Consider the following 17,888-nt stretch of genomic DNA (forward strand, 5'->3'; position numbering starts at 1 on the left):
CATCTGAGATAGCGAAACTTTTTCACATCATGCGTCCAAAAACTGATCATTCCAATGCTTAACCACTCATTCCCAATGTTCCATCAACCGGTGATTGATACAATGATGTTAGGTGATTAACCATGTTCAAATCTCCAATGCTGCTACACAAAGCAAATACCGTCTTTTCAGACGAAAGACATATAGTGGAGTTAAAACTTGATGGCATCAGACTCATCCTCTCAACTGTGGGTGAAACCATTCAATGTTGGACCCGGCACGGTACCCCGTGTATTGACCGTTTCCCTGAGTTGGCCACGTTGAACTTGCCGCCAGGTGTTGTGTTGGATGGCGAACTCATTGTCACAGACGAGAAGTCCCATCCCGACTTTGAAGCCATCCTAACCCGGTTTCAGACGACGAATGAACATAAGATTCGGTCACTGATGAAGAGTGACCCTGTCCAATTCTGCGTGTTTGATGTCTTAATGATCGGTGGCCAGGACGTGACCGCGCTGCCACTTCAAGAACGGAAAGCGATTCTGCAAGAACATATCAAAGAACAGCCCCATCTATCCTTGGTGAGATCGGTTCCAGGCAAACAGGCTCGGGCCTTCTTTGATCTGGTCAGCGAGCGGAACTTGGAGGGCATTGTGTTAAAGCGCTCTGATTCCACATATCAAGTAGGGAAGCGATCGTATGACTGGCTAAAGGTGATCAACTACCAATACCATGATGTGCGATTGACTGCGATTCGGAAAGGGGAGTTCGGGTGGCTCATCGGCCTAGAGGAAGAGGGATGGGTGCGTCCAGCAGGGATGATTGAGTTTCCACCACCACCCGATGCCAGGAAAGCGGTGTGGTCGATTGTGAATAGGTTCAAGGTGGGGGAGGATAAAGAGTTTATTTACCTAAAGCCGGTCATAACCATGAAAGTAAAGTCGAGAGGGCTGACCAAGCGGGGGATCATTCGCTTACCTGTATTTCAGCAATTTCTTTTCAAGGAATCTACTGCGTAAGCAGGGTTTCTTTTTTATTTCGCTAGCTCATAGTATTCTGATATAAAAAGGAAAGGGTGATAGAAATGATTCATCCAGCAGCAAGAAGGAGAAGACAAAAGAGAAGAATGATGGCTCAGCCAAGGAATAAAGAGATTCAGGCTAAAGAAATTACAATCAAGATCAACTTAGACAAAGGTACGGTTAGTGAAGAGACACAGAAAAACCAAGAGGGAAATCAGCCAGAGAACCAGGGTTGGACGTGGTGGCAGCAGTTAATTGGAGTGGAGTTGTTAATTGGTGGTTTTATCGTGGTATGGTATATGGTGTCATATTTTTATCAGCTTGGATTTAAGTATTTTTACAATATTCCATATTATTACATGGAATTTACTGTAGATCGTTTAATGGAACCAGGCAAATATATATCAGTCACTATTTTTTCTTTTATTTTTGTTTTATTTCTACTTTTTAAGTGTAAAAATAAGCTCTTATATAGATCTATTTACTTAGGTTACTTATTGGGACCAACAATAATTATACTCAATAAGTTACCTCTTCTTATTCCAGATTTTAATCCTTGGTTAATAATGACTTATCTAATTTCCGCAATTTTAATTTTTATCATAGGAATTTACTTTGATATTAAAGGATTTGTTAAATTCAGTAGTTTAAGTGATGCTGTTAATTTAACATCAAAATCCTCACGAATAATTTTTACAATGCTATTTATACTTTTATTAAATGTAGGGGCTTTTTTCATAGGGTTTAATGTACAGTTAATACAAGAAGATTATTTTACTATTGAGACTATCGAGAAAATAGATGGGGTTAAAATTAAGTCAAAAAAAGTTGTGCTTGATAAGTATAAAGATTACTATGTAGTTGCTGAACTAGAGGGAGGAAAAAAGCTTTATGACAATTTCCAATTAGTGAAGATAGAATCCAATGATAATGCTCCTAAATTTAACATTTCTCATAATCAAGTCGACTTTGAAGAAAGTAATGAACAGGATGTTGTTCTTAAAAGTGAGCATTTAGGATTACTCTCACCTTATGCTGATTTCACTATTTTTAATGCATTTCGTGATGCTGCAAACATAGAAGAAAAGGATCTTGCAAAATCCTCTAAAGCAACATCAGAGCCATTAAAAATAGTAAACGAAAAGATGGCTTTTGAGTTATACAACTCTGAAGAATACTTTGACGTTTTGTTTAAAATCCTCTATGAGTATGAACCTAACAAATTTATTACATACAAAGAATATATTGTTCCAGGAAAAGAACATATTGTAGGTGGTAATTTTGATGAATATACATTTGAAAATGGGAAATTGGTTCTAATTAATGAATCTGCATCAAAAAATGGGAAATTGTTGGTTCCGAATGGTAATTATAAACTCTATGTTGAATGTCTTAGCAAAAAACCTTGTGAAGCAGCAGGGTATTTATATTCTATTGAAGACCATCAAAACGATTCTTGGACTTATTGATTTCGTAGGATTTAATTTATAACGTGATTGTTCCGAAATCATTAGAAATCAGTGATGGCCGTGTTATGATAAATGGTGGTGATGGAAGATGCTGTATGACGACGACCACCTAGATTTTGAAATCAAACTCAAACGATATGTCCATCTTGAAGTGCTACTCGAAGCGTTGAACCGAGATAAGAAACAACTTGGCCACCTCAAGATGGCAGAGGTATACGAAGATCAAATCGATCACATGACGGATCAAATATTGAAGGACATGGCCGAGCTACGCCGCTACTTCCGGAAAACAACCCTGTTTGACAGAGCACTATTTATATTTATCCGAAAAGAGACACGACCTGATGGATCGAAGTCTCTTTTTTCTTTTGTGACAATTGTACAACTTTTTAAAATGTGGTAAGATAACAGTATGTGTTTGAATGTGTCAGTATATGTTTGTATATGTATGGAGGTATATGTATGAGGCTTTTAACAACAGAAGACATCGCGAAACGTCTACAATTTGATGAAGCAACCATCCGCGACCTCTTGAGAAAAGGGGAGTTGAGAGGATTCAAGATTTCTGGAGAATGGCGAGTCAGCGAAGAAGACCTTGCTTCCTTTTTGGAGAAACACGCCAATGTCCCACGAGAATCCCAATAATGTCTTTTAAGACATACGAAAAGCCCAGGGCGAACGTTGGCGACGCACCCCGGGCAGACACCCTCACCAGAAAGGATGTTTGATGAAAAGTGTACCATAACCCAAAACTGAATAAAAGTTGTCCCGACACTGTTGATCATTGGCAAAAACACTTCGTTGGAGGCGATGCAACATGACGACAGTGAATTCATATCAAGAAATACCCAGTTGGGTTAGACGAGGTCATGATCGTCAGCCGAATCGGGTTGTATGTGGGTTGTACGAACTCTTTGACCTCATTGAAGATTTCGGACCGATGTTCGCTTCATTCTTCCGTTGGATCGGGAGAACCGCAATGGGGACATGGGATTTCCTTGTGAATACCTCAATGATTACTGTCAATATTGCGATGCTAGCGGGGATCATCTACTTATCGGTTGGCCACTCATATCGACTTTGCTTGTATGCTGGTTTTTCAGGCATCGGGGCATGGGTAGCGGTCGGAGTGTGGGAAGCCGCGTTCATTTACTGTAGCCAAGTAATCCAAAACTCATTTAAGAAGGGCAAAAAGCAGAGTGTATGGGCATGGACAGGGTTCCTGATGGGGTTTGCTTTCGTTGTCGTCAGTAACTATATGGGCATGGCCGAAAACCGCATCGGAAAGACGATCGGGGTTAGCACTCCATTTCTTTTGCTGGTCATGAAGGGCGTACTGGCATACCAATTCAAAAAAGAGGAAAAAACGAAGGAAAGAGTGGGTTGGTTTTCTCGTTTGTTCTTCTGGCGGAAAAAGTTGGATATGGACACCAAACTGGATACGTCAAAACGGGATACGTCCCAAACAGAAAAACTGGATATGGAAACTGGACATGTGGACATGGATACAAAACTGGATACATCCAAACTGGATATGCCCCAAACGGAAAAACTGGATACGAAAAAACTGGATATGGACATATCCAAACTGGACATGAAAGTGGATACTGGACATGTGGATACGGAAAAGTTGGATATGGATAAACTGGATATGGACACATCCAAATTGGATATGAAGATGGACACGGACGCAAAACTGGATACGGAAAAACTGGACATCGAACAAGTGGATACGAAACTGGATACGAACAAGTCAAATACGACGAACGCAGAGTTATCAACGGTGGACACGGTATCCACAAAGAAACGGGACACGCTGGATAAGGCCGAAGATGAAAAACTGGACACGAAAAAACGGGATATCCAGAAAGCCGATATGCCCAAACTGGATACGGAAAAGTTGGATATGGATATGAACGTGGATATGGACACATCGGGAAAACTGGATACCAAACTGGATATGGATACGTCGAAAAAACTGGACACGGAAAAACTGGATATGTCCCAATCGAAAAAGCTGGATACCAAAAAACTGGACATGGAAACAGTGGATATAGAAAATCTGGACACCGAAATCGAACTGGACAACAAAGTGCTGGACATCGCTAAATATCTGGAAGGTAAGAAAAGTAGTGAAGAAACCCTTAAAGAGATTATTCGTGTCGTCAAATGGGGACTGGAAACAAAAGCGAAAGAAAAGAAAAAGAAATCCCCTGGTAGACCTCGGTTAATGAAGGAAGGAAAGTGCAATACCTATGTGGCAAAAGAAGCGAAAAATATCTTGAATGTGATTGATGAGATTCAAATGCAAGAAGACCAAACAGAACAAACCGGATAAAGTACGGAAGAGATGCCAACCATTTTTGGCATCTTTTTTTGGTCGAGGAAAGTCCATTATTCGAGGGGAGCCGGTATAATTACAAATGTCAGAATGGTCTTTTTGAGTCAGAAAATGAGCTAATAGGGTATTTGACAGGAAGTTAATTTGATGTGTCTCAAAAAGGTGTTCAATTTGGTGTGAAGATATGATTCTCATGATGGAGGGAGAAAAATGGATTGGCTTAGATTTATGGGCGAAGATTGGTTTGGTAATTTAGGTCAGTGGGTGGGTGGAATCGCAACGGTAATCAGCATATATTTCTTGGCCAGAAGTATTATGCCAAAACCGAAAATCGTATTAAGATCAAGAGAGACTATATCAGGCAAATACGGTAAATACGGGAATTATGTTATTCGAGTGGGAACCACACATGCAGTTCCCGTTATCATATACGATATTGGTGTAATCATAAGAAGACCTCTTATCCCTTATCATCCCTTCATCAAATGGACGAAGTATCAATGTACATGGGGAAAGAAATTTGTTCCCTTGGCAAGATTTAAAGTGTTAAGAGGAGCTCCGGAATTACCAAGTAAGCTGGTACAAGGTGATTATACGGATGAGATTTTAGTAGATTATGTGCAACTAGCGAATATGATTAAGGACAAAATGAAATCAAAGTATTTCATCATTCAGTTCTACTTTGAAGATATGGGTGGTCGCCGTTTTTGTAGTAAAAGAGGATTGGTAGAACCGGAATATATTTTAAATGAATTTGAAGTATCAAAGGATATTAAAAAGAGAATAGATGAACTTAACAAAGAATTGAACATTAATTAAGGTTCATTTCTCCCAGTAGTTGTCCTCATTTTTTCACAGTTCGCGTCCAAAAACAAAAAAGGCCGCCTGGGTAAAAAACAAGAAAAGGCTTTACCTTGTGTATGATGCACAAAGTAAGAGCCTTTTCATTGTAGTCTTGATTTTTATCGGAGGGGTTTTTATTAAAGATCTAATGTTAACTGTTCTCCTTGGTTATTGGATGGTTCAATTTTATTATGATCAGTCTTTTTCATCCACTGTTTCTTAGGTTGTTGAAACGCTTGTTTTTTCTTAGTAAACCATTCCGGTTCTCCATTAGGAAATTGATTCTGTTCCCATTGGGCTCGTTGTTCCTTAGGGATTTGCAAGTATTCATACCACAATGTTTGCTCTAAAGTAGCGTGATGATACATATTTCTTTCTACCTTGGGTGCTAAAGCTCTTGGTAGTTGATATCCTTTTTGAGCTAGCTGACGTAATTGATTAAGACCTCTTTCATCGTCTTGACGAAGTCGTTGCTCTACAAATTGTTTCCGTTCTTCTTCACTGATTTCCTCTTCTTCAATGTTACCTTGCGGTGCGTGATTTTCTTCGCGAATCTTCTCTTCTTCTAATTGTGCTTGCCTGATTTCTTCATTCTTCCGTCTTTCTTCCTCTAAACGGGCCAATCTGTTTTGTTCCTCTATTTGGCGTTTCTCTGCTTCTTCTCTCCGTCTCTGTTCCTCTTGTCTTTTCCTTTCCAGTTGTTCTAGCCATTTTCGCGTTTTTTCCTCTTCCTCTCTCTGTCTCCGCTCCACTTCTTCCTCGCGTCGCCGTAATGTTTCCTCCAACTGTTTACTCGCTTCTTCCTCTTTGCGTAGACCTTCTTCTTCTTCTCGGAGTTTCCGTTCCAGTTCCGCCTTTCTTTTCTGTTCCCGTTCCTGCTCTTTCCGCATTTCCTCTCGTTTCTTTTCTTCCGCAATCCGGATCCGTTCCCGGCGTGCTGCTTCCTGTGTTTCTCGGATCAACGCGATGGGGTCATGTGCATCTTCTGTGGTTTTCCCCGATTCAAAGTCAATGACATGGGAAGTAGCGGGCGACTTGCTTTTCTCTTCCCCTTCACAATCCTTCCCTTTGAATCGGTTGGCAGAGACCTGGGGAGAGGAGACCTTCCCTTCGTACTCCACCTCGATCACTTCGGTATCCAGTAGCACGTCCACGATGCGATGTTCCGGAATCAACGTCACATCAAATTCATCATCCGTCGTGGACCACTTTCCCCCTTGTGCACGTACACGTTCTCTTCGTTCTGCTGATTTTGGAGTTCGACGAATCAACAACACGTTTCCATTCGCGATGATGCCGATCACATACAAATACTCGTCAATGAGGAAGTCAAAAAGGGCGTGGTCTTGCCCCCCAAGAAAGAGCCGGTAATGCATGTTGGCATCCAAAGGGTGATGAACGGTGTATTTTCCTTCACCTCCAATAATCATTTGGTTATCTCCCGTTAATCGAGGGTCAACAATGGCATAATTACGGAAAAACCGATCCATTAAGAGAACCCACGCCACCGGGACCCGATCCGCTCCATACACCGACATTTTCCGTTTGGCGTCTGCCACTTTTCCATGGGAGGCTTGAACCTCTACGACTAACTTTAACTCATTCTCCAACATGGCCACATCGGCCCTGACTCGCCGTCCGTTCGCATCGCGATGGTTATATTCTTGTTTGACCGTATAGCCACGTTCTTTCAGCAGATCGAACAAATAGCCCTTGGTTAATGCGTGGTCGGGACTTTCTGAAGGGCTACATTCTTGATCTTTGTGATAGAAATGGGAATGGATGGGGACGCCGTCTCGTGTATGTTCTTTGCGAAAACGGAGAATCTCCCCGCACTGCAAGCAATAAAAGGGGTGCTTCTTCTTTCTTAATTGGAGTATTTTCTCCTCTTCCGTCGTTTCGGTCGCTATGACAATCAGCTCCCCTTTGAGCGCATCAACTTTTTTATCTGGTAATAGCGATTCCCAACCAGGAAAGGGACGAATGCCTGCAAATTGAGTCATGTTTGACCCCCTTTATTCTTTCATTTCCAAAACATCTTTCTATTACAAGTATACAAAAAAGGCGAAATGGAAACACAATAATTGGTTGATCAAATCATTTTATGTTAAATGGAGATTGAGGAAAGGGGTTTGTTTTTATTTCACTCTTGTGATTACATGATTTCATGATATAATGTATACAGAAAGGGGTTGCTCATTATGAAAAAAAGTGAAATGCCAACCGTTCTAGTTCGTTTGCATCCGGAGAAGAAAAAACAATTCGATATGATGTTGGTTAAACGAGGGATTAAAGCTCAGAAATTTCTTGAGGATTACATTGATCAGGAATTGGAGAAGGAGAAGCAAGAATGAAAAAGACGCTCTGGATTGACCGGAGCGTTCCAAATTCTATATTTGCTGAATGAACCGAATCCGGTGTTGCGGGCAATACAACCTAAAAACGGGAGAGGATTCAGGTGAAAGATATTAAAAGCTTTCTTTCTGCAAAAAGGCAAATTGATGTTAATAATTTGCTGAATGAGACAATGAATCATCCGTTGATTATCGAGTTTTCTGGTCATCATCCAGATGTGCCATTTGAAGAATATAAAAAATCGCTCTCCCATCTCCGACAATATATAAAGGACCAAGAAGCTTGCTTACGATGCCCTGGTTTAGATGATTGCCCCAATCAACAAAAAGGGTATGAGTCCATTTTAAAGCGAACCGAAACAGGAATAGAGCGGAAGGTTCGGCCATGTGGTAAGTTGGAGGCTCAATGGAGAGAAGAGAGGCGTAAACGGCTTATCAGAAGTTTCTATATACCACGTGAAATCATTGAAGCCACCTTTGATTCGATTGCCCCAAACAATGACAGATACCATGTGATTTGTGAAGCGATTGATTTTTGTACTTCAGTTGGGGAAAATATTCATGAAACCAAGGGGCTGTACCTTTGGGGTGACTTTGGAGTAGGGAAGTCTCGCATTGCCGGCGCTATCTGTAACAAATTAACCGAGTTTGATATAGACTCATTAATGGTCCATGTTCCAGAGTTAATCAATGAGCTAAAAGACGGCATAAGGGATGGATCAGTTAATGAAAAATTAGACGTTTACAAAAAGTGTAGTGTGTTAATTCTTGACGATATTGGCTCGGAAACGATGACATCTTGGGTGAGAGATGATATCTTCAGTTCGGTTTTGCAATATAGGATGGCCGAACGCTTGCCAACTGTCTATACATCAAACAAAAATTTAAACCAATTGCAAGAACATTTCGCCAATGCTAAAGGTGATTACGATGAGCTTAAAGCGGCACGGATCATGGAGCGAATTGGTCATCACGTGAAGCCGTTTCATGTTAAAGGGCGGAATTGGCGGGAAGGTAGGTAAATGCCTACTACCATTTGACGAAATTTGTTACCTTATCGTTCTTTACTCAATAGCTGGCCAGTGGTCGGCTATTTTGTTTTGCAGACAAAATAAAAAACAGCGGCATAGTTTACCGCTGTTATTCCTGGGTTCCTGCTGCAACCCGATCAAGGAACTCCTTCAGGTCTTGTCTGATCTCTTCCTCGTACATCCCCCCAACCACGACCTCGACACCGTGATCTTTCAGGTGTTGGATGCCGCGACCAGACACCTTAGGATAGGGATCCTTGATTCCCACGAATACTTTGGCCACTCCCGCAGCCGTCAGCGCTTCGCAACAGGGCCCCGTCCGTCCCCAATGACTGCACGGCTCCAACGTACAATAAACGGTTGCGCCTTTTGCCTGGTCTCCGGCATCAGCCAGGGCATTTACTTCTGCGTGCGGTCCTCCCAATTGGGAGGTATGTCCGCGGCCAACAATTACCCCATCTTTGACAATGATGGCCCCAACCGGTGGATTGGTTCCGGTTTTCCCCTGGGCTTTTCGACCTTCCAACACGGCTTCCCACATAAACTCTTTGTCTGTCATGATTGGGCTCCCCCTTAGAAATCGAATTGATAAGCAAATTCGTAAACATCAGCCCGATAAATAAGCGGACAAATTTCCACCAGTTGCTTGTTGGCGTCATACGTCTTGCGAGTGAGACGCACGACAGGGATGTTTGAGTTTTTCGGTAGACGCAATGCTTCGCGCTCTTCCTTGCTTGCAAAGTCACAAATCAGATTTTCTTCACAAGAAACAGGCTTGAACCCAAGATATTCAAGTGAGCCATACAAAGAAGCATTCGCTTGTTTCATCAGTTTGTATAAATCCTGAGTCGGTACGAGGCTTGGAATGTATGCCTTAGAAACCGCGACAAGCTGTCCGTTGAGAAGTTGCTCCGTGTGGTAGAAAAGCGCTGGAGTTGAAACTTCGGACTGCAACGCTTCCGGAATGTCCTTTTTTTGATCGAGTATGCGCAGCTCTAACACGTTTTTGCTGGCGATCTGTCCAAACTCTTGGGAAAATCCACCCCGGCGGTAGTTGACGGAGCGAGTGGGAATGACCCGGACAGTCCGCTTTGCGTGTTTTCCTCGCTTTCCTTGAGAAACAACCAGCCCTTCCTTGATCAATTGGTTGACTGCCTGTTGGATGGTTAACGTTGAACGGGCTCCATACTCTTGCAAGAGATCAAGGTTAGAGGGAAAGGATGAGCCTGGTGGCATTTTTCCTGATAAAATCCGTTCCTTGAGATCCTCATAAATCTCTTCCCATTTGGCCAAAACGGAACCTCCTTTCTTTGCTGTATAAATTTAAACTGATCAACAGTAATTGTACTATATTCACTGAAAAAAGAGAACTTTCCTTCTTGTGCGTATTCTAGTTTAAATTTATACTGGAGATATGAAGGAGAATTTTGAATGAAATGAATGATCGGAGGGTTGCGAATTGATTAAACGACAAACGAATGAAGATTGTCAGCATGTTTGTCTCTTTCAAGAAGAAGGAGAGCCGATTGTCATTCTGATGAAGAACCTCATTGATGTTGAGATCAACACAGGCGTTAGGATCATCACTGGACTCGCTAAAGCAGAATAACCCCTGCAGCAAGGGGTTGTTTTTATTCAACAAAAAAGAACCAGCTTTTTCCTGCTAGTCCTTTTGTTCGTTTTCCTGTTTCAATTCATCTTTTTTCTTTATTGGAACCGGCTGATCATATTTGATTAAGATCAGTTCTGCCATTTCGTCAATGATTTTTGACATTGGGCGATTGTATTGGAGGGCTGAGAGTTTTTCCAGAGCTTCCCAATAGTTGATGTCAATGGTTGTAGGAACCTTCATCCTTGATTTGAGTCCGCTACTTGTTTTACGGTTAGCCATTGATTAGCCTCCTGTTTTCGAGTTTTGGTAATGTCATGATACCACTTAAAAAATCTTCTGTAAACTTGGGGAAGTTGGTTGAAACATGGTGAAGTTTTTTGTATACTATAGTCAGTGAGGCTGGTGATCATTCCCGGCCCCCAAAGAAGTAAATAAAAACAAAAAAACAAAAGAGGAAAAAGATTGTTTTCTCTTCCAATACTTCCGCTTTACATCTTGTTCATCTGTTGATACCACTATCTTTTTCCCGATTCCGGGATACTGTGTTTCGCAAAATCACGAAACACACCCCGAAACACAATAGAAAGGTGGGTGTAAATTGGCTAGTTCTGATAACATTTTCAAGCTTCTTGGGTCATTATCCACAGTGACCAATTTGGTCATTGCCGGGCTCGTTATCTACGCATTTTACAAAACAATCTGGGGATTTAAGGATGATTTGGGTCAATCGATTCCTGGCTTGGTTAGAGTAAGAAACTTCCTGGTTATGCTGATCATGCTTGGAGCGATTACAGAAGTATCGCTTCTGAAAGCAGCATACAACCTAGGGAAAGAAGTTAGCCCAATGGTGGTTAGCATCGTAGATGATATTGAATTGGATGTGAAGTAAAGATGGGTGTACTTTACATCAGTCTTCACTATGCCGCGTATGTATTTTTCTTCTTGATGGCGACTCACGTAGCAATAGATTTTTTTAAGAGGTTTGATCTTAAGTCGGCACTAAAAATTGCTCTTGAATATATGGTTGTGTTGGTCCTTGCCTTTGCGTGTGTGGGGTTCATGGATATGGATCTCACACCGCAAGAAAAGGCGTGGGCCGATAACTTCTCTAAGACCATGTTCAAGGAGGGGAAATGATGAGTTTAGCCTTGATAACGACAATATTGAAATGGTTGCTAATTGCTTCGTTTGCCACCTTCTTCTTCTATCTCAGAAACAAAAAGAAAGACTCAGCGAAGCAAGAAGTGAAACAAGCTACGCCAACAACATCATCTGTTAAGTATGAAGAGTAACCACATGGTTGCTCTTTATCTTTGAAAGGGGTGAAAAGTATGAAGATAGTGCGTAATGACTTAATGAAAGTGATTCCGATTGTCGGGTTATCACAAAAGAAGGCAGCAGATGAAAAAGAGAATAACGGGTTTAAATCCATAGTGGATGAAATGTTCATAATGAAAAACTTGGTTAATGAGGAAGGGTTTTCGCCTTCATTCAGTTACAAGCTGATGAAGGATAACGGAAAAATACACACCTATTTGAACGTAATCGACCACGACACGGTACAGAAAAGAGTTCGCCACGCGGTTTACGAAGACTTAGGCGGGTGCCGGTTTTCTGACGGATCGTTGAAATTATCAGATGAGAATGTGACTGCCTTTATTGTTTCGTCTGCCGATTATTTTTCGCTTAACTTCGATCTAGGTTCGGAAGAAATATCTAAACTATTCGCTCTTATAGGAAGTAATGAAAAGCTTTTATACAATGTCACAGTACAAGAGCGGGTTGATAACGAAGAGGTCAAAAACCAATTGCTATCTATGATTTATGGCGAAGAATATACCGCCACAAATGAGTCTCAAGAGAAAATGGCCCCACTATGGAAAAGCTTCTTTACTGAGGCTGAATTGAAGTCGTTAGAGGAAAAGGCGAAACAAGTGAAGGACGGATATCAGGCAGTCAGAAATGGATGGGCAAAAGTAAAAGGTTTTGTTAAGCGTACACCTGTAGCGGAAATGGTTGATCTTGATGAGCAAGAGAAGCAACGTGAGCTCCCTCATAAAACCGAAAAGCAAAAGGCGAAAGCTAAACATTTTGCGGAAGTTCAAATCATGTTTCTTCTATGGACAGAGAACGACAAGAAAAAAGATCAGTTCCAGCGTGCATTGGAACGTTGGGCAGCCGAGTTACAAGGGGATACGATCATCACAGTATCCCGCTTTGAACCAGATATGAAGAAGATCGAAAAGGGCTACATCGATCCAACTCAACCATTGATGATGTTATATCGGAGGGAGTTGGTCCCGCTGATGTGGATGCCGACGCCTGATCAATTCGGAAAAGAGATATATCATGAACAGAAACTCAAGACGGAGATCGCTGACAATATGTTAACGGATGTGTTGGGATCTCTCCCGTTTGCCCGTCATTTTAACACCAGAGAATTTATCGCATTCCCACCATACGATACGCGCCAGCAACTAGATGACCGTGTGAAAACCATGCTATTGAGCGGCGGGCAGGGCGGAGGGAAAACGACGTTTATTATCAATCAGATCATTGAAACCTTTGCCTTGCGAGCCAAGAGTCGTGAGGAGTGGAGGAAGCACGCGAAAAGCGTGGTCGCGTTCGACGTTGCTGACGGCGAGATGTTTAGAGAAATCATGAGGTATATTCCAGATTGGTTGCAAGATCGAGTCATTTTTCTTAATCACGCTGATTTTGAAAACCCGGTGCAAGTTGGGTTTCATGACTTGTTGAAGCTGAACCGCGAGACGCTGAAGCGTACAGGATATGAGACGGAGATTGCAAACATGGATACGCAAATGTTGTTAGATACGATCGGTGATGATTCCAAGGTTCAAGCAATTGAAGTCCATCTCATGGGAGCATTACAGGCGTCGTATGCTGCTGGCGAAGGGAATATCATCGATGCAATCAAGATTTTAAGGGATGAAACGTATCGTAAGCAGATTTTCCATAAACTCGATAGGAAAAAACATGTTATGATCCGGGTCGCCCTTGCCAATTACCAAAAGGAGTATATGAAAGATTCCGCAACGATTTTAAAGACGATCGATAACCGCATTTTGCAGGTGATGAACTACGACGATTTAACCAATTCCATCACACAGCCACACATGGAGGAAATTGATTTCTGGAAGTGGACGATGGGAGATGAGAATGGTCCATATTTGGTTTTAATCTTCTTGCCGAGCGGATCACTCCAAGAGACGACGTTTAATTATCTGTTTGCGCATTACTTCCTAAAACTGTGGAAGTTGATGAAATTCCGCGACATCATCAATGAAGATGATCGGCCGGAAACGTTAATTATCGTTGATGAGATTCACCAGATCATGAATCACAAGGTTGTTGTTGATATCTTCCCATCCTTGTTTAAAGAGCCGCGCAAGTACCGATTCCGATATGTGATGAGTCTGCATGGTCTTTCATCGATCCAAGGGACCAAGAAGAAAGAGACGATTGAATCGATCAAAAACAACCGCTGTAATTTTGGGTTCTTCGTTGGCGGAGAAGAAATGTTCAATGAATTTAGAGCGCTGATGGAACCATACGATTCCAACGATTTCAATCATCTGGCCAATTTGGAGTATTGCGCGCTTTTCAGTGTCATGGTTAACAAAAAATCACAGGTTTTCTTAGGCCGGCTATTGGAGCCGCCATCCATGAGAATGGAGCCTTGCCGGGAACTGGATTTGATGGAGTTCCGGAATATCAAAAATCGTTTTGGTCGTCCCGTTGATGAGGTCAGGGGAAAACGGGTTGAAATCATCGAGAAGGTGTATGACTTTAGTGTATTCGATGATGAGGAAAAGGAAGGTGAAAAAGGATGCAATATACACGAAGAGAGCCTTGGGAAGGTCAACATGTTGATTTAGAGCTGGTTGAAGAGATGGATGAGGAAGGATTCGAGACAGACGAAGATGATGAGTTTATCGAGATGGAAGAAAAAGAGACAAAGCCAAACAAAAGAAAACGGCGTAAGTATTATCGGCGAGCACCTGTTGCGAAAAAAAACCTTACCCTTGACTGGCTCAAGTCACAACTCAACGTAAGGGATGTGCACAGGAAGACATTGAAGCTATTGGCGCAACACCGAATCATGAATATTGAACAGTTGCTTTATTGGCATGAGGATTTTGGTCAACAGAAAAGAGCGAAGGCATTGATGCAACGGCATTTAAACGAGTTGGTTTATTACTACCTGGTAAATAAAAAAGACCACATTCACCACAAATTCCTAGACGGATCAAAGCGGCGGACGATCTTCGCTGCTCTTGGTCCGTTGGGAAGCAAGGCGGTAGGATGGCAAGAGCATGTAGAGCGAATCCGTTATCACACCGATGGGAGTGTATCTATCAACAATCGCTACTTCCATATTTCAAGGGTTTGCGACTTATCTATCATCACGAATGAGGTGTTGAAAGAAATGGGAGCTTCCCTGGAAATGTGGGTGGTGGAATGCCGGAAAAGTATTGTGAATCACGATAACAACTTGAACCCGGATGCTTTTGCGATGATCAAGGACTCTGTGACTAGAAAGAAATACACCGCGTTTATTGAGTTTGATACAGGTGCAGAAGATTTCCGCAGAACGGAGAAATTCCCGGAGCTAACAAAGAAGTTCAATCGTTATAAGGAGGTGAAAGAGTGGGATGGCTGGTACAAAAAAAGGGTTAGTATCGAGAGCGAGAACAAATTCCCTTATGTGTTCTTCGTAACCCAAGAGCCACGACGAATGAAGAAAGTACCTTCGCTATTAAAGGAACGAGTGAACGAATCGATGGTGTGTATGGTTGAGGATTATGCCGCTAGGCTTAAAGAATTCATTGAGAGGATGAGGGAGAATGCTTAAAGAGTTAATCCGCTGGTTTTTCGGGTTGAATAAATATCAAAGTATTTCCGCGTATCAGATCAAGATTGCGGAGAAATTGGCAGGCAATCAACGACTGGCCAAGTTACTTTATTACACAAGTGATCGTCCGTTTGATGAGCCGGATCTCAACGAAATTCAAATTAACGAATTGTATCAACGCCACATCATTCCATCAAAACCTCCATTGAAGCTATCCGATCCGGTGACGTCTATCTATTTTCACCTGGACGATATAGGCGAAAGAGACGACTGGCTATTTGCTCAAGGGGAGTTAGAGGTTCGAATCATCACGCCCCACCACCTGATGTATATCAAAGACAAAGACGGAAAGAGGAAGACAAGGAACTGGGAGATTGCACAAGAGTTTCAAAACAGCACGCGGATGCTGTTCATTTTAAGCGGGTTGAACTTAACGGAGCAGGATCAAAAAACGGCATTTAGCGGGGAATTCGATGTGCTAGAGCTGAAAGATGAGAACATCCGAATACTCAAGAAATTTTTCTGATCAAAGAAAAGAGTCTGGACATTATGATCGCCCAGACTCTTTTATATTTTCGCCAATCCAATAAACCACATGACAAACTCTTTAAAGCCGTTGTAAATTCCTTTAGCCAATTTGAAGATCTTCCCGCTTGCGATGACTAGCGCGATCATCATGATGATGATGGCCGACATCGAAGCCAAGATGAACAGGACCCCACAAACAATGTAGGCACGTAAAACAAGGAACCAGAACAAACGTCTGTAGTTGAAGCTTTGAAGGTGCTTTGAAATGATTTGCTTCGTGCGATCGTCTTTGGATCGTTCGATTTTCCTTTTGATTTGTCTATTTTTAAGCCCATTTTTTGCTTCATTATATTCCTCAACAAGTATCGTTTTGGTCGAGGAGAAGTCCTTCATAGCTAAGTAATGGAAGATCATTCGCATGTTTATCAGCATATAGAGAAAAACACAACTTGTTGCAATGATTAGTATTTGTACGATGATCGGTGATACATATTCGATGATCGAGCCGAACAAATCATATCTTACGAAAAAAAGCCACATCATCCAAACGAATATTCCTAATTTTATCATTGATTTTATCACCATCACCCCCTCAAAGATATTATAACCAAAACATCCCCATGTTTCAACAAGCGTGACCAAGTTTAGAGATGTTTATTTTGATAAGTACAATCTTTTTTCAGTATAAATTTAAATTAATAGCTTATCAATAATACTGTGCATTTTTTCTGAAAATAGCTAACTGTACAAATAGAAAACCTCCATTGAGGGAGAAACGAGAAGTGCTAGGTGAAAGTAAAAAAACTCCAAGATTTGCCCGAAGGAGAGTAGAATAAAAGGGATAGATTCTGAAAAGGAATAAAATGTTTGGGAGGGTACGAGGATATTGAGAGAGAGGATATGGACAAAATTAAGTGAATTAAGGGAATTGAAGGGATTCTTCATATTAAAGGTGGTATTTTTTATTGTTGCGTTGTTATCAGGCTCTGTTTCATTTTATAAGATGGACAGTTTAAATGATTTGTGGCCCGAGTTAGCTGGAATATCGATAGATATCCTCGTGGTTATATTCTTTTACGAGACAATACGAAAAAGAGATGAAGAACGGAAGATGGCTGAGCAAAAAGAGGAACAAGAGAAAGAACTCATGCAAGAGTTGATTAGCAGAAACTATCAGAGACTGGTCGAAAAAATTGCCATCACCTTTGTTTCCTTCTTTGCATCCCATATATACAATCAACGGGATATCATTCGACGGAGGAGTTATTCCGAGAAAATAATAGAAAAGCAGATTCTACCGACTCTGGACGGTATCATCGATCAACGCGAATATGATTTTACTCCTGTGTTGAGAAGGGAAAAAGATATTCCCGATTCATTACTGATTGATCAGAGGCATTGTCTTAATCCGGAGAAAAAGGTGTACTCTATACCCGATTTTGATACGAAATTTAGGATTCCAGTACGAAGGTACTTGAATGATTTCTTGAAAATGTATCTTTCGATACTGCCAGAAGAACCGAAAAAGGCTTTATTACGTTTGAACGATTCTCTGCTTAAATTTGACGATCTGATAGTCCAGATGGGGTTTTGGATTCCCGATGATGTAGAGGATGATATGGAGTATTTGAGGAAGCAGAAAAAAATTAGTGAAGAGGAGCGGAAAAAGCTCAAAGGAAATATCGAGGATATAGCATATAAAATCCTTGATTTATTTCAATACCAAGAAACATTTACAAAGAAACATTAAGAAAGAACGAAAGCCGGGGTGTCAACCACAAGCGCGTGTACCGCATCATGAAAGAGTTGGGGTTGTTAACCCGTTCCAAAGGA

At 41.5% G+C, this 17,888-nt stretch carries 22 protein-coding genes; 17 read left to right on the plus strand and 5 right to left on the minus strand.

The genetic code is table 11. The features are described from left to right. Positions 1 to 122: 122 nt before the first annotated feature. From ACFQNG_RS20795 to ACFQNG_RS20820, 6 genes are all read left to right on the plus strand, one after another. Complete coding sequence (locus ACFQNG_RS20795) at positions 123 to 998, plus strand: ATP-dependent DNA ligase (RefSeq protein ID WP_379867834.1); 876 nt, start codon at positions 123 to 125, stop codon at positions 996 to 998. A gap of 65 nt (positions 999 to 1,063) precedes the next feature. After that, entirely contained in the window at positions 1,064 to 2,470 is a 1,407-nt protein-coding gene (locus ACFQNG_RS20800) for a hypothetical protein (RefSeq protein WP_379867835.1), read from the plus strand. Positions 2,471 to 2,558: 88 nt separating this feature from the next. Continuing rightward, positions 2,559 to 2,873 (plus strand): YhjD family protein, encoded by a 315-nt coding sequence (locus tag ACFQNG_RS20805; RefSeq protein WP_379867836.1) that lies wholly within the window; start codon positions 2,559 to 2,561, stop codon positions 2,871 to 2,873. Between the two features lie 59 nt (positions 2,874 to 2,932). Beyond that, complete coding sequence (locus ACFQNG_RS20810) at positions 2,933 to 3,115, plus strand: helix-turn-helix domain-containing protein (RefSeq protein ID WP_379867837.1); 183 nt, start codon at positions 2,933 to 2,935, stop codon at positions 3,113 to 3,115. Positions 3,116 to 3,287: 172 nt separating this feature from the next. Then, positions 3,288 to 4,808: a hypothetical protein gene (locus tag ACFQNG_RS20815; protein ID WP_379867838.1), complete on the plus strand. Its 1,521-nt coding sequence runs from the start codon at positions 3,288 to 3,290 to the stop codon at positions 4,806 to 4,808. Between the two features lie 213 nt (positions 4,809 to 5,021). Beyond that, a complete protein-coding gene (locus ACFQNG_RS20820) occupies positions 5,022 to 5,630 on the plus strand; it encodes a hypothetical protein (RefSeq protein ID WP_379867839.1) in 609 nt (202 codons plus the stop codon). A gap of 161 nt (positions 5,631 to 5,791) precedes the next feature. Here ACFQNG_RS20820 and ACFQNG_RS20825 read toward each other — a convergent pair whose 3' ends face one another. Further along, entirely contained in the window at positions 5,792 to 7,657 is a 1,866-nt protein-coding gene (locus ACFQNG_RS20825; protein ID WP_379867840.1) for a competence protein CoiA family protein, read from the minus strand. 198 nt (positions 7,658 to 7,855) lie between these two features. Here ACFQNG_RS20825 and ACFQNG_RS20830 point away from each other — a divergent pair, with 198 nt between their 5' ends. Both ACFQNG_RS20830 and dnaI read left to right on the plus strand, forming a co-directional pair. After that, positions 7,856 to 8,008: a hypothetical protein gene (locus ACFQNG_RS20830; RefSeq protein WP_379867841.1), complete on the plus strand. Its 153-nt coding sequence runs from the start codon at positions 7,856 to 7,858 to the stop codon at positions 8,006 to 8,008. 104 nt (positions 8,009 to 8,112) lie between these two features. Beyond that, on the plus strand, positions 8,113 to 9,030 hold the full coding sequence (gene dnaI, locus ACFQNG_RS20835; RefSeq protein ID WP_379867842.1) for a primosomal protein DnaI: 918 nt from the start codon (positions 8,113 to 8,115) through the stop codon (positions 9,028 to 9,030). Between the two features lie 118 nt (positions 9,031 to 9,148). On the opposite strand, the gene ribD is transcribed toward dnaI, so the two are convergent. Then, the gene (gene ribD, locus ACFQNG_RS20840; protein WP_379867843.1) at positions 9,149 to 9,598 is read right to left on the minus strand and encodes a bifunctional diaminohydroxyphosphoribosylaminopyrimidine deaminase/5-amino-6-(5-phosphoribosylamino)uracil reductase RibD; all 450 of its coding nucleotides are present in this window, start codon (positions 9,596 to 9,598) and stop codon (positions 9,149 to 9,151) included. Positions 9,599 to 9,612: 14 nt separating this feature from the next. Continuing rightward, positions 9,613 to 10,332 (minus strand): GntR family transcriptional regulator, encoded by a 720-nt coding sequence (locus tag ACFQNG_RS20845; protein WP_379867844.1) that lies wholly within the window; start codon positions 10,330 to 10,332, stop codon positions 9,613 to 9,615. 166 nt (positions 10,333 to 10,498) lie between these two features. On the opposite strand from ACFQNG_RS20845, the gene ACFQNG_RS20850 reads away from it, so the two are divergent. Continuing rightward, complete coding sequence (locus ACFQNG_RS20850) at positions 10,499 to 10,648, plus strand: hypothetical protein (protein WP_379867845.1); 150 nt, start codon at positions 10,499 to 10,501, stop codon at positions 10,646 to 10,648. Between the two features lie 54 nt (positions 10,649 to 10,702). Here the strand turns inward: ACFQNG_RS20850 and ACFQNG_RS20855 are convergent, their stop codons facing one another. After that, positions 10,703 to 10,930, minus strand: a complete 228-nt coding sequence (locus ACFQNG_RS20855) for a hypothetical protein (RefSeq protein WP_379867846.1) — start codon at positions 10,928 to 10,930, stop codon at positions 10,703 to 10,705. 319 nt (positions 10,931 to 11,249) lie between these two features. On the opposite strand from ACFQNG_RS20855, the gene ACFQNG_RS20860 reads away from it, so the two are divergent. The 6 genes from ACFQNG_RS20860 to ACFQNG_RS20885 are packed head-to-tail and all read left to right on the plus strand — an operon-like array spanning position 11,250 to position 16,053. Beyond that, positions 11,250 to 11,540 carry a hypothetical protein gene (locus ACFQNG_RS20860; protein WP_379867847.1) on the plus strand — a complete coding sequence of 97 codons (291 nt, stop codon included), beginning with the start codon at positions 11,250 to 11,252 and terminating at the stop codon, positions 11,538 to 11,540. Between the two features lie 2 nt (positions 11,541 to 11,542). Continuing rightward, on the plus strand, positions 11,543 to 11,788 hold the full coding sequence (locus ACFQNG_RS20865; RefSeq protein ID WP_379867848.1) for a hypothetical protein: 246 nt from the start codon (positions 11,543 to 11,545) through the stop codon (positions 11,786 to 11,788). After that, the gene (locus ACFQNG_RS20870) at positions 11,788 to 11,943 is read left to right on the plus strand and encodes a hypothetical protein (RefSeq protein WP_379867849.1); all 156 of its coding nucleotides are present in this window, start codon (positions 11,788 to 11,790) and stop codon (positions 11,941 to 11,943) included. The genes ACFQNG_RS20865 and ACFQNG_RS20870 overlap by 1 nt, the downstream gene beginning before the upstream one ends. Before the next feature lie 21 nt (positions 11,944 to 11,964). Next, positions 11,965 to 14,550, plus strand: coding sequence for a type IV secretory system conjugative DNA transfer family protein (locus ACFQNG_RS20875; RefSeq protein ID WP_379867850.1), 2,586 nt, complete (start codon positions 11,965 to 11,967; stop codon positions 14,548 to 14,550). After that, positions 14,502 to 15,527, plus strand: a complete 1,026-nt coding sequence (locus ACFQNG_RS20880) for a replication-relaxation family protein (protein ID WP_379867851.1) — start codon at positions 14,502 to 14,504, stop codon at positions 15,525 to 15,527. Before ACFQNG_RS20875 ends, ACFQNG_RS20880 begins: the two co-directional genes overlap by 49 nt. Next, entirely contained in the window at positions 15,520 to 16,053 is a 534-nt protein-coding gene (locus tag ACFQNG_RS20885; RefSeq protein WP_379867852.1) for a hypothetical protein, read from the plus strand. Before ACFQNG_RS20880 ends, ACFQNG_RS20885 begins: the two co-directional genes overlap by 8 nt. 41 nt (positions 16,054 to 16,094) lie before the next feature. Here the strand turns inward: ACFQNG_RS20885 and ACFQNG_RS20890 are convergent, their stop codons facing one another. Continuing rightward, positions 16,095 to 16,637: a hypothetical protein gene (locus ACFQNG_RS20890; RefSeq protein WP_379867853.1), complete on the minus strand. Its 543-nt coding sequence runs from the start codon at positions 16,635 to 16,637 to the stop codon at positions 16,095 to 16,097. A 304-nt stretch (positions 16,638 to 16,941) separates the two neighbouring features. On the opposite strand from ACFQNG_RS20890, the gene ACFQNG_RS20895 reads away from it, so the two are divergent. Together ACFQNG_RS20895 and ACFQNG_RS20900 are read left to right on the plus strand one after the other, a co-directional pair. Further along, a complete protein-coding gene (locus ACFQNG_RS20895; RefSeq protein WP_379867854.1) occupies positions 16,942 to 17,805 on the plus strand; it encodes a hypothetical protein in 864 nt (287 codons plus the stop codon). A gap of 35 nt (positions 17,806 to 17,840) precedes the next feature. Next, positions 17,841 to 17,888, plus strand: a 48-nt coding sequence (locus ACFQNG_RS20900) for a hypothetical protein (RefSeq protein ID WP_379867856.1), incomplete at its 3' end; no start/stop codon positions are given.

The sequence above is a fragment of the Laceyella putida genome, from assembly GCF_042665195.1.
Taxonomy (GTDB): Bacteria; Bacillota; Bacilli; order Thermoactinomycetales; family Thermoactinomycetaceae; genus Laceyella; species Laceyella putida.

Bases quoted from the DNA above. Each gene is read 5' to 3' on its own strand.
- ACFQNG_RS20880 (WP_379867851.1), top strand. From the start codon at position 14,502: ATGCAATATACACGAAGAGAGCCTTGGGAAGGTCAACATGTTGATTTA.
- ACFQNG_RS20820 (WP_379867839.1), top strand. From the start codon at position 5,022: ATGGATTGGCTTAGATTTATGGGCGAAGATTGGTTTGGTAATTTAGGT.
- ACFQNG_RS20830 (WP_379867841.1), top strand. From the start codon at position 7,856: ATGAAAAAAAGTGAAATGCCAACCGTTCTAGTTCGTTTGCATCCGGAG.
- ACFQNG_RS20855 (WP_379867846.1), bottom strand. From the start codon at position 10,930: ATGGCTAACCGTAAAACAAGTAGCGGACTCAAATCAAGGATGAAGGTT.
- ACFQNG_RS20870 (WP_379867849.1), top strand. From the start codon at position 11,788: ATGAGTTTAGCCTTGATAACGACAATATTGAAATGGTTGCTAATTGCT.
- ACFQNG_RS20795 (WP_379867834.1), top strand. From the start codon at position 123: ATGTTCAAATCTCCAATGCTGCTACACAAAGCAAATACCGTCTTTTCA.
- ACFQNG_RS20885 (WP_379867852.1), top strand. From the start codon at position 15,520: ATGCTTAAAGAGTTAATCCGCTGGTTTTTCGGGTTGAATAAATATCAA.
- ribD (WP_379867843.1), bottom strand. From the start codon at position 9,598: ATGACAGACAAAGAGTTTATGTGGGAAGCCGTGTTGGAAGGTCGAAAA.
- ACFQNG_RS20865 (WP_379867848.1), top strand. From the start codon at position 11,543: ATGGGTGTACTTTACATCAGTCTTCACTATGCCGCGTATGTATTTTTC.
- ACFQNG_RS20805 (WP_379867836.1), top strand. From the start codon at position 2,559: ATGCTGTATGACGACGACCACCTAGATTTTGAAATCAAACTCAAACGA.
- ACFQNG_RS20815 (WP_379867838.1), top strand. From the start codon at position 3,288: ATGACGACAGTGAATTCATATCAAGAAATACCCAGTTGGGTTAGACGA.
- ACFQNG_RS20825 (WP_379867840.1), bottom strand. From the start codon at position 7,657: ATGACTCAATTTGCAGGCATTCGTCCCTTTCCTGGTTGGGAATCGCTA.
- ACFQNG_RS20800 (WP_379867835.1), top strand. From the start codon at position 1,064: ATGATTCATCCAGCAGCAAGAAGGAGAAGACAAAAGAGAAGAATGATG.
- ACFQNG_RS20810 (WP_379867837.1), top strand. From the start codon at position 2,933: ATGAGGCTTTTAACAACAGAAGACATCGCGAAACGTCTACAATTTGAT.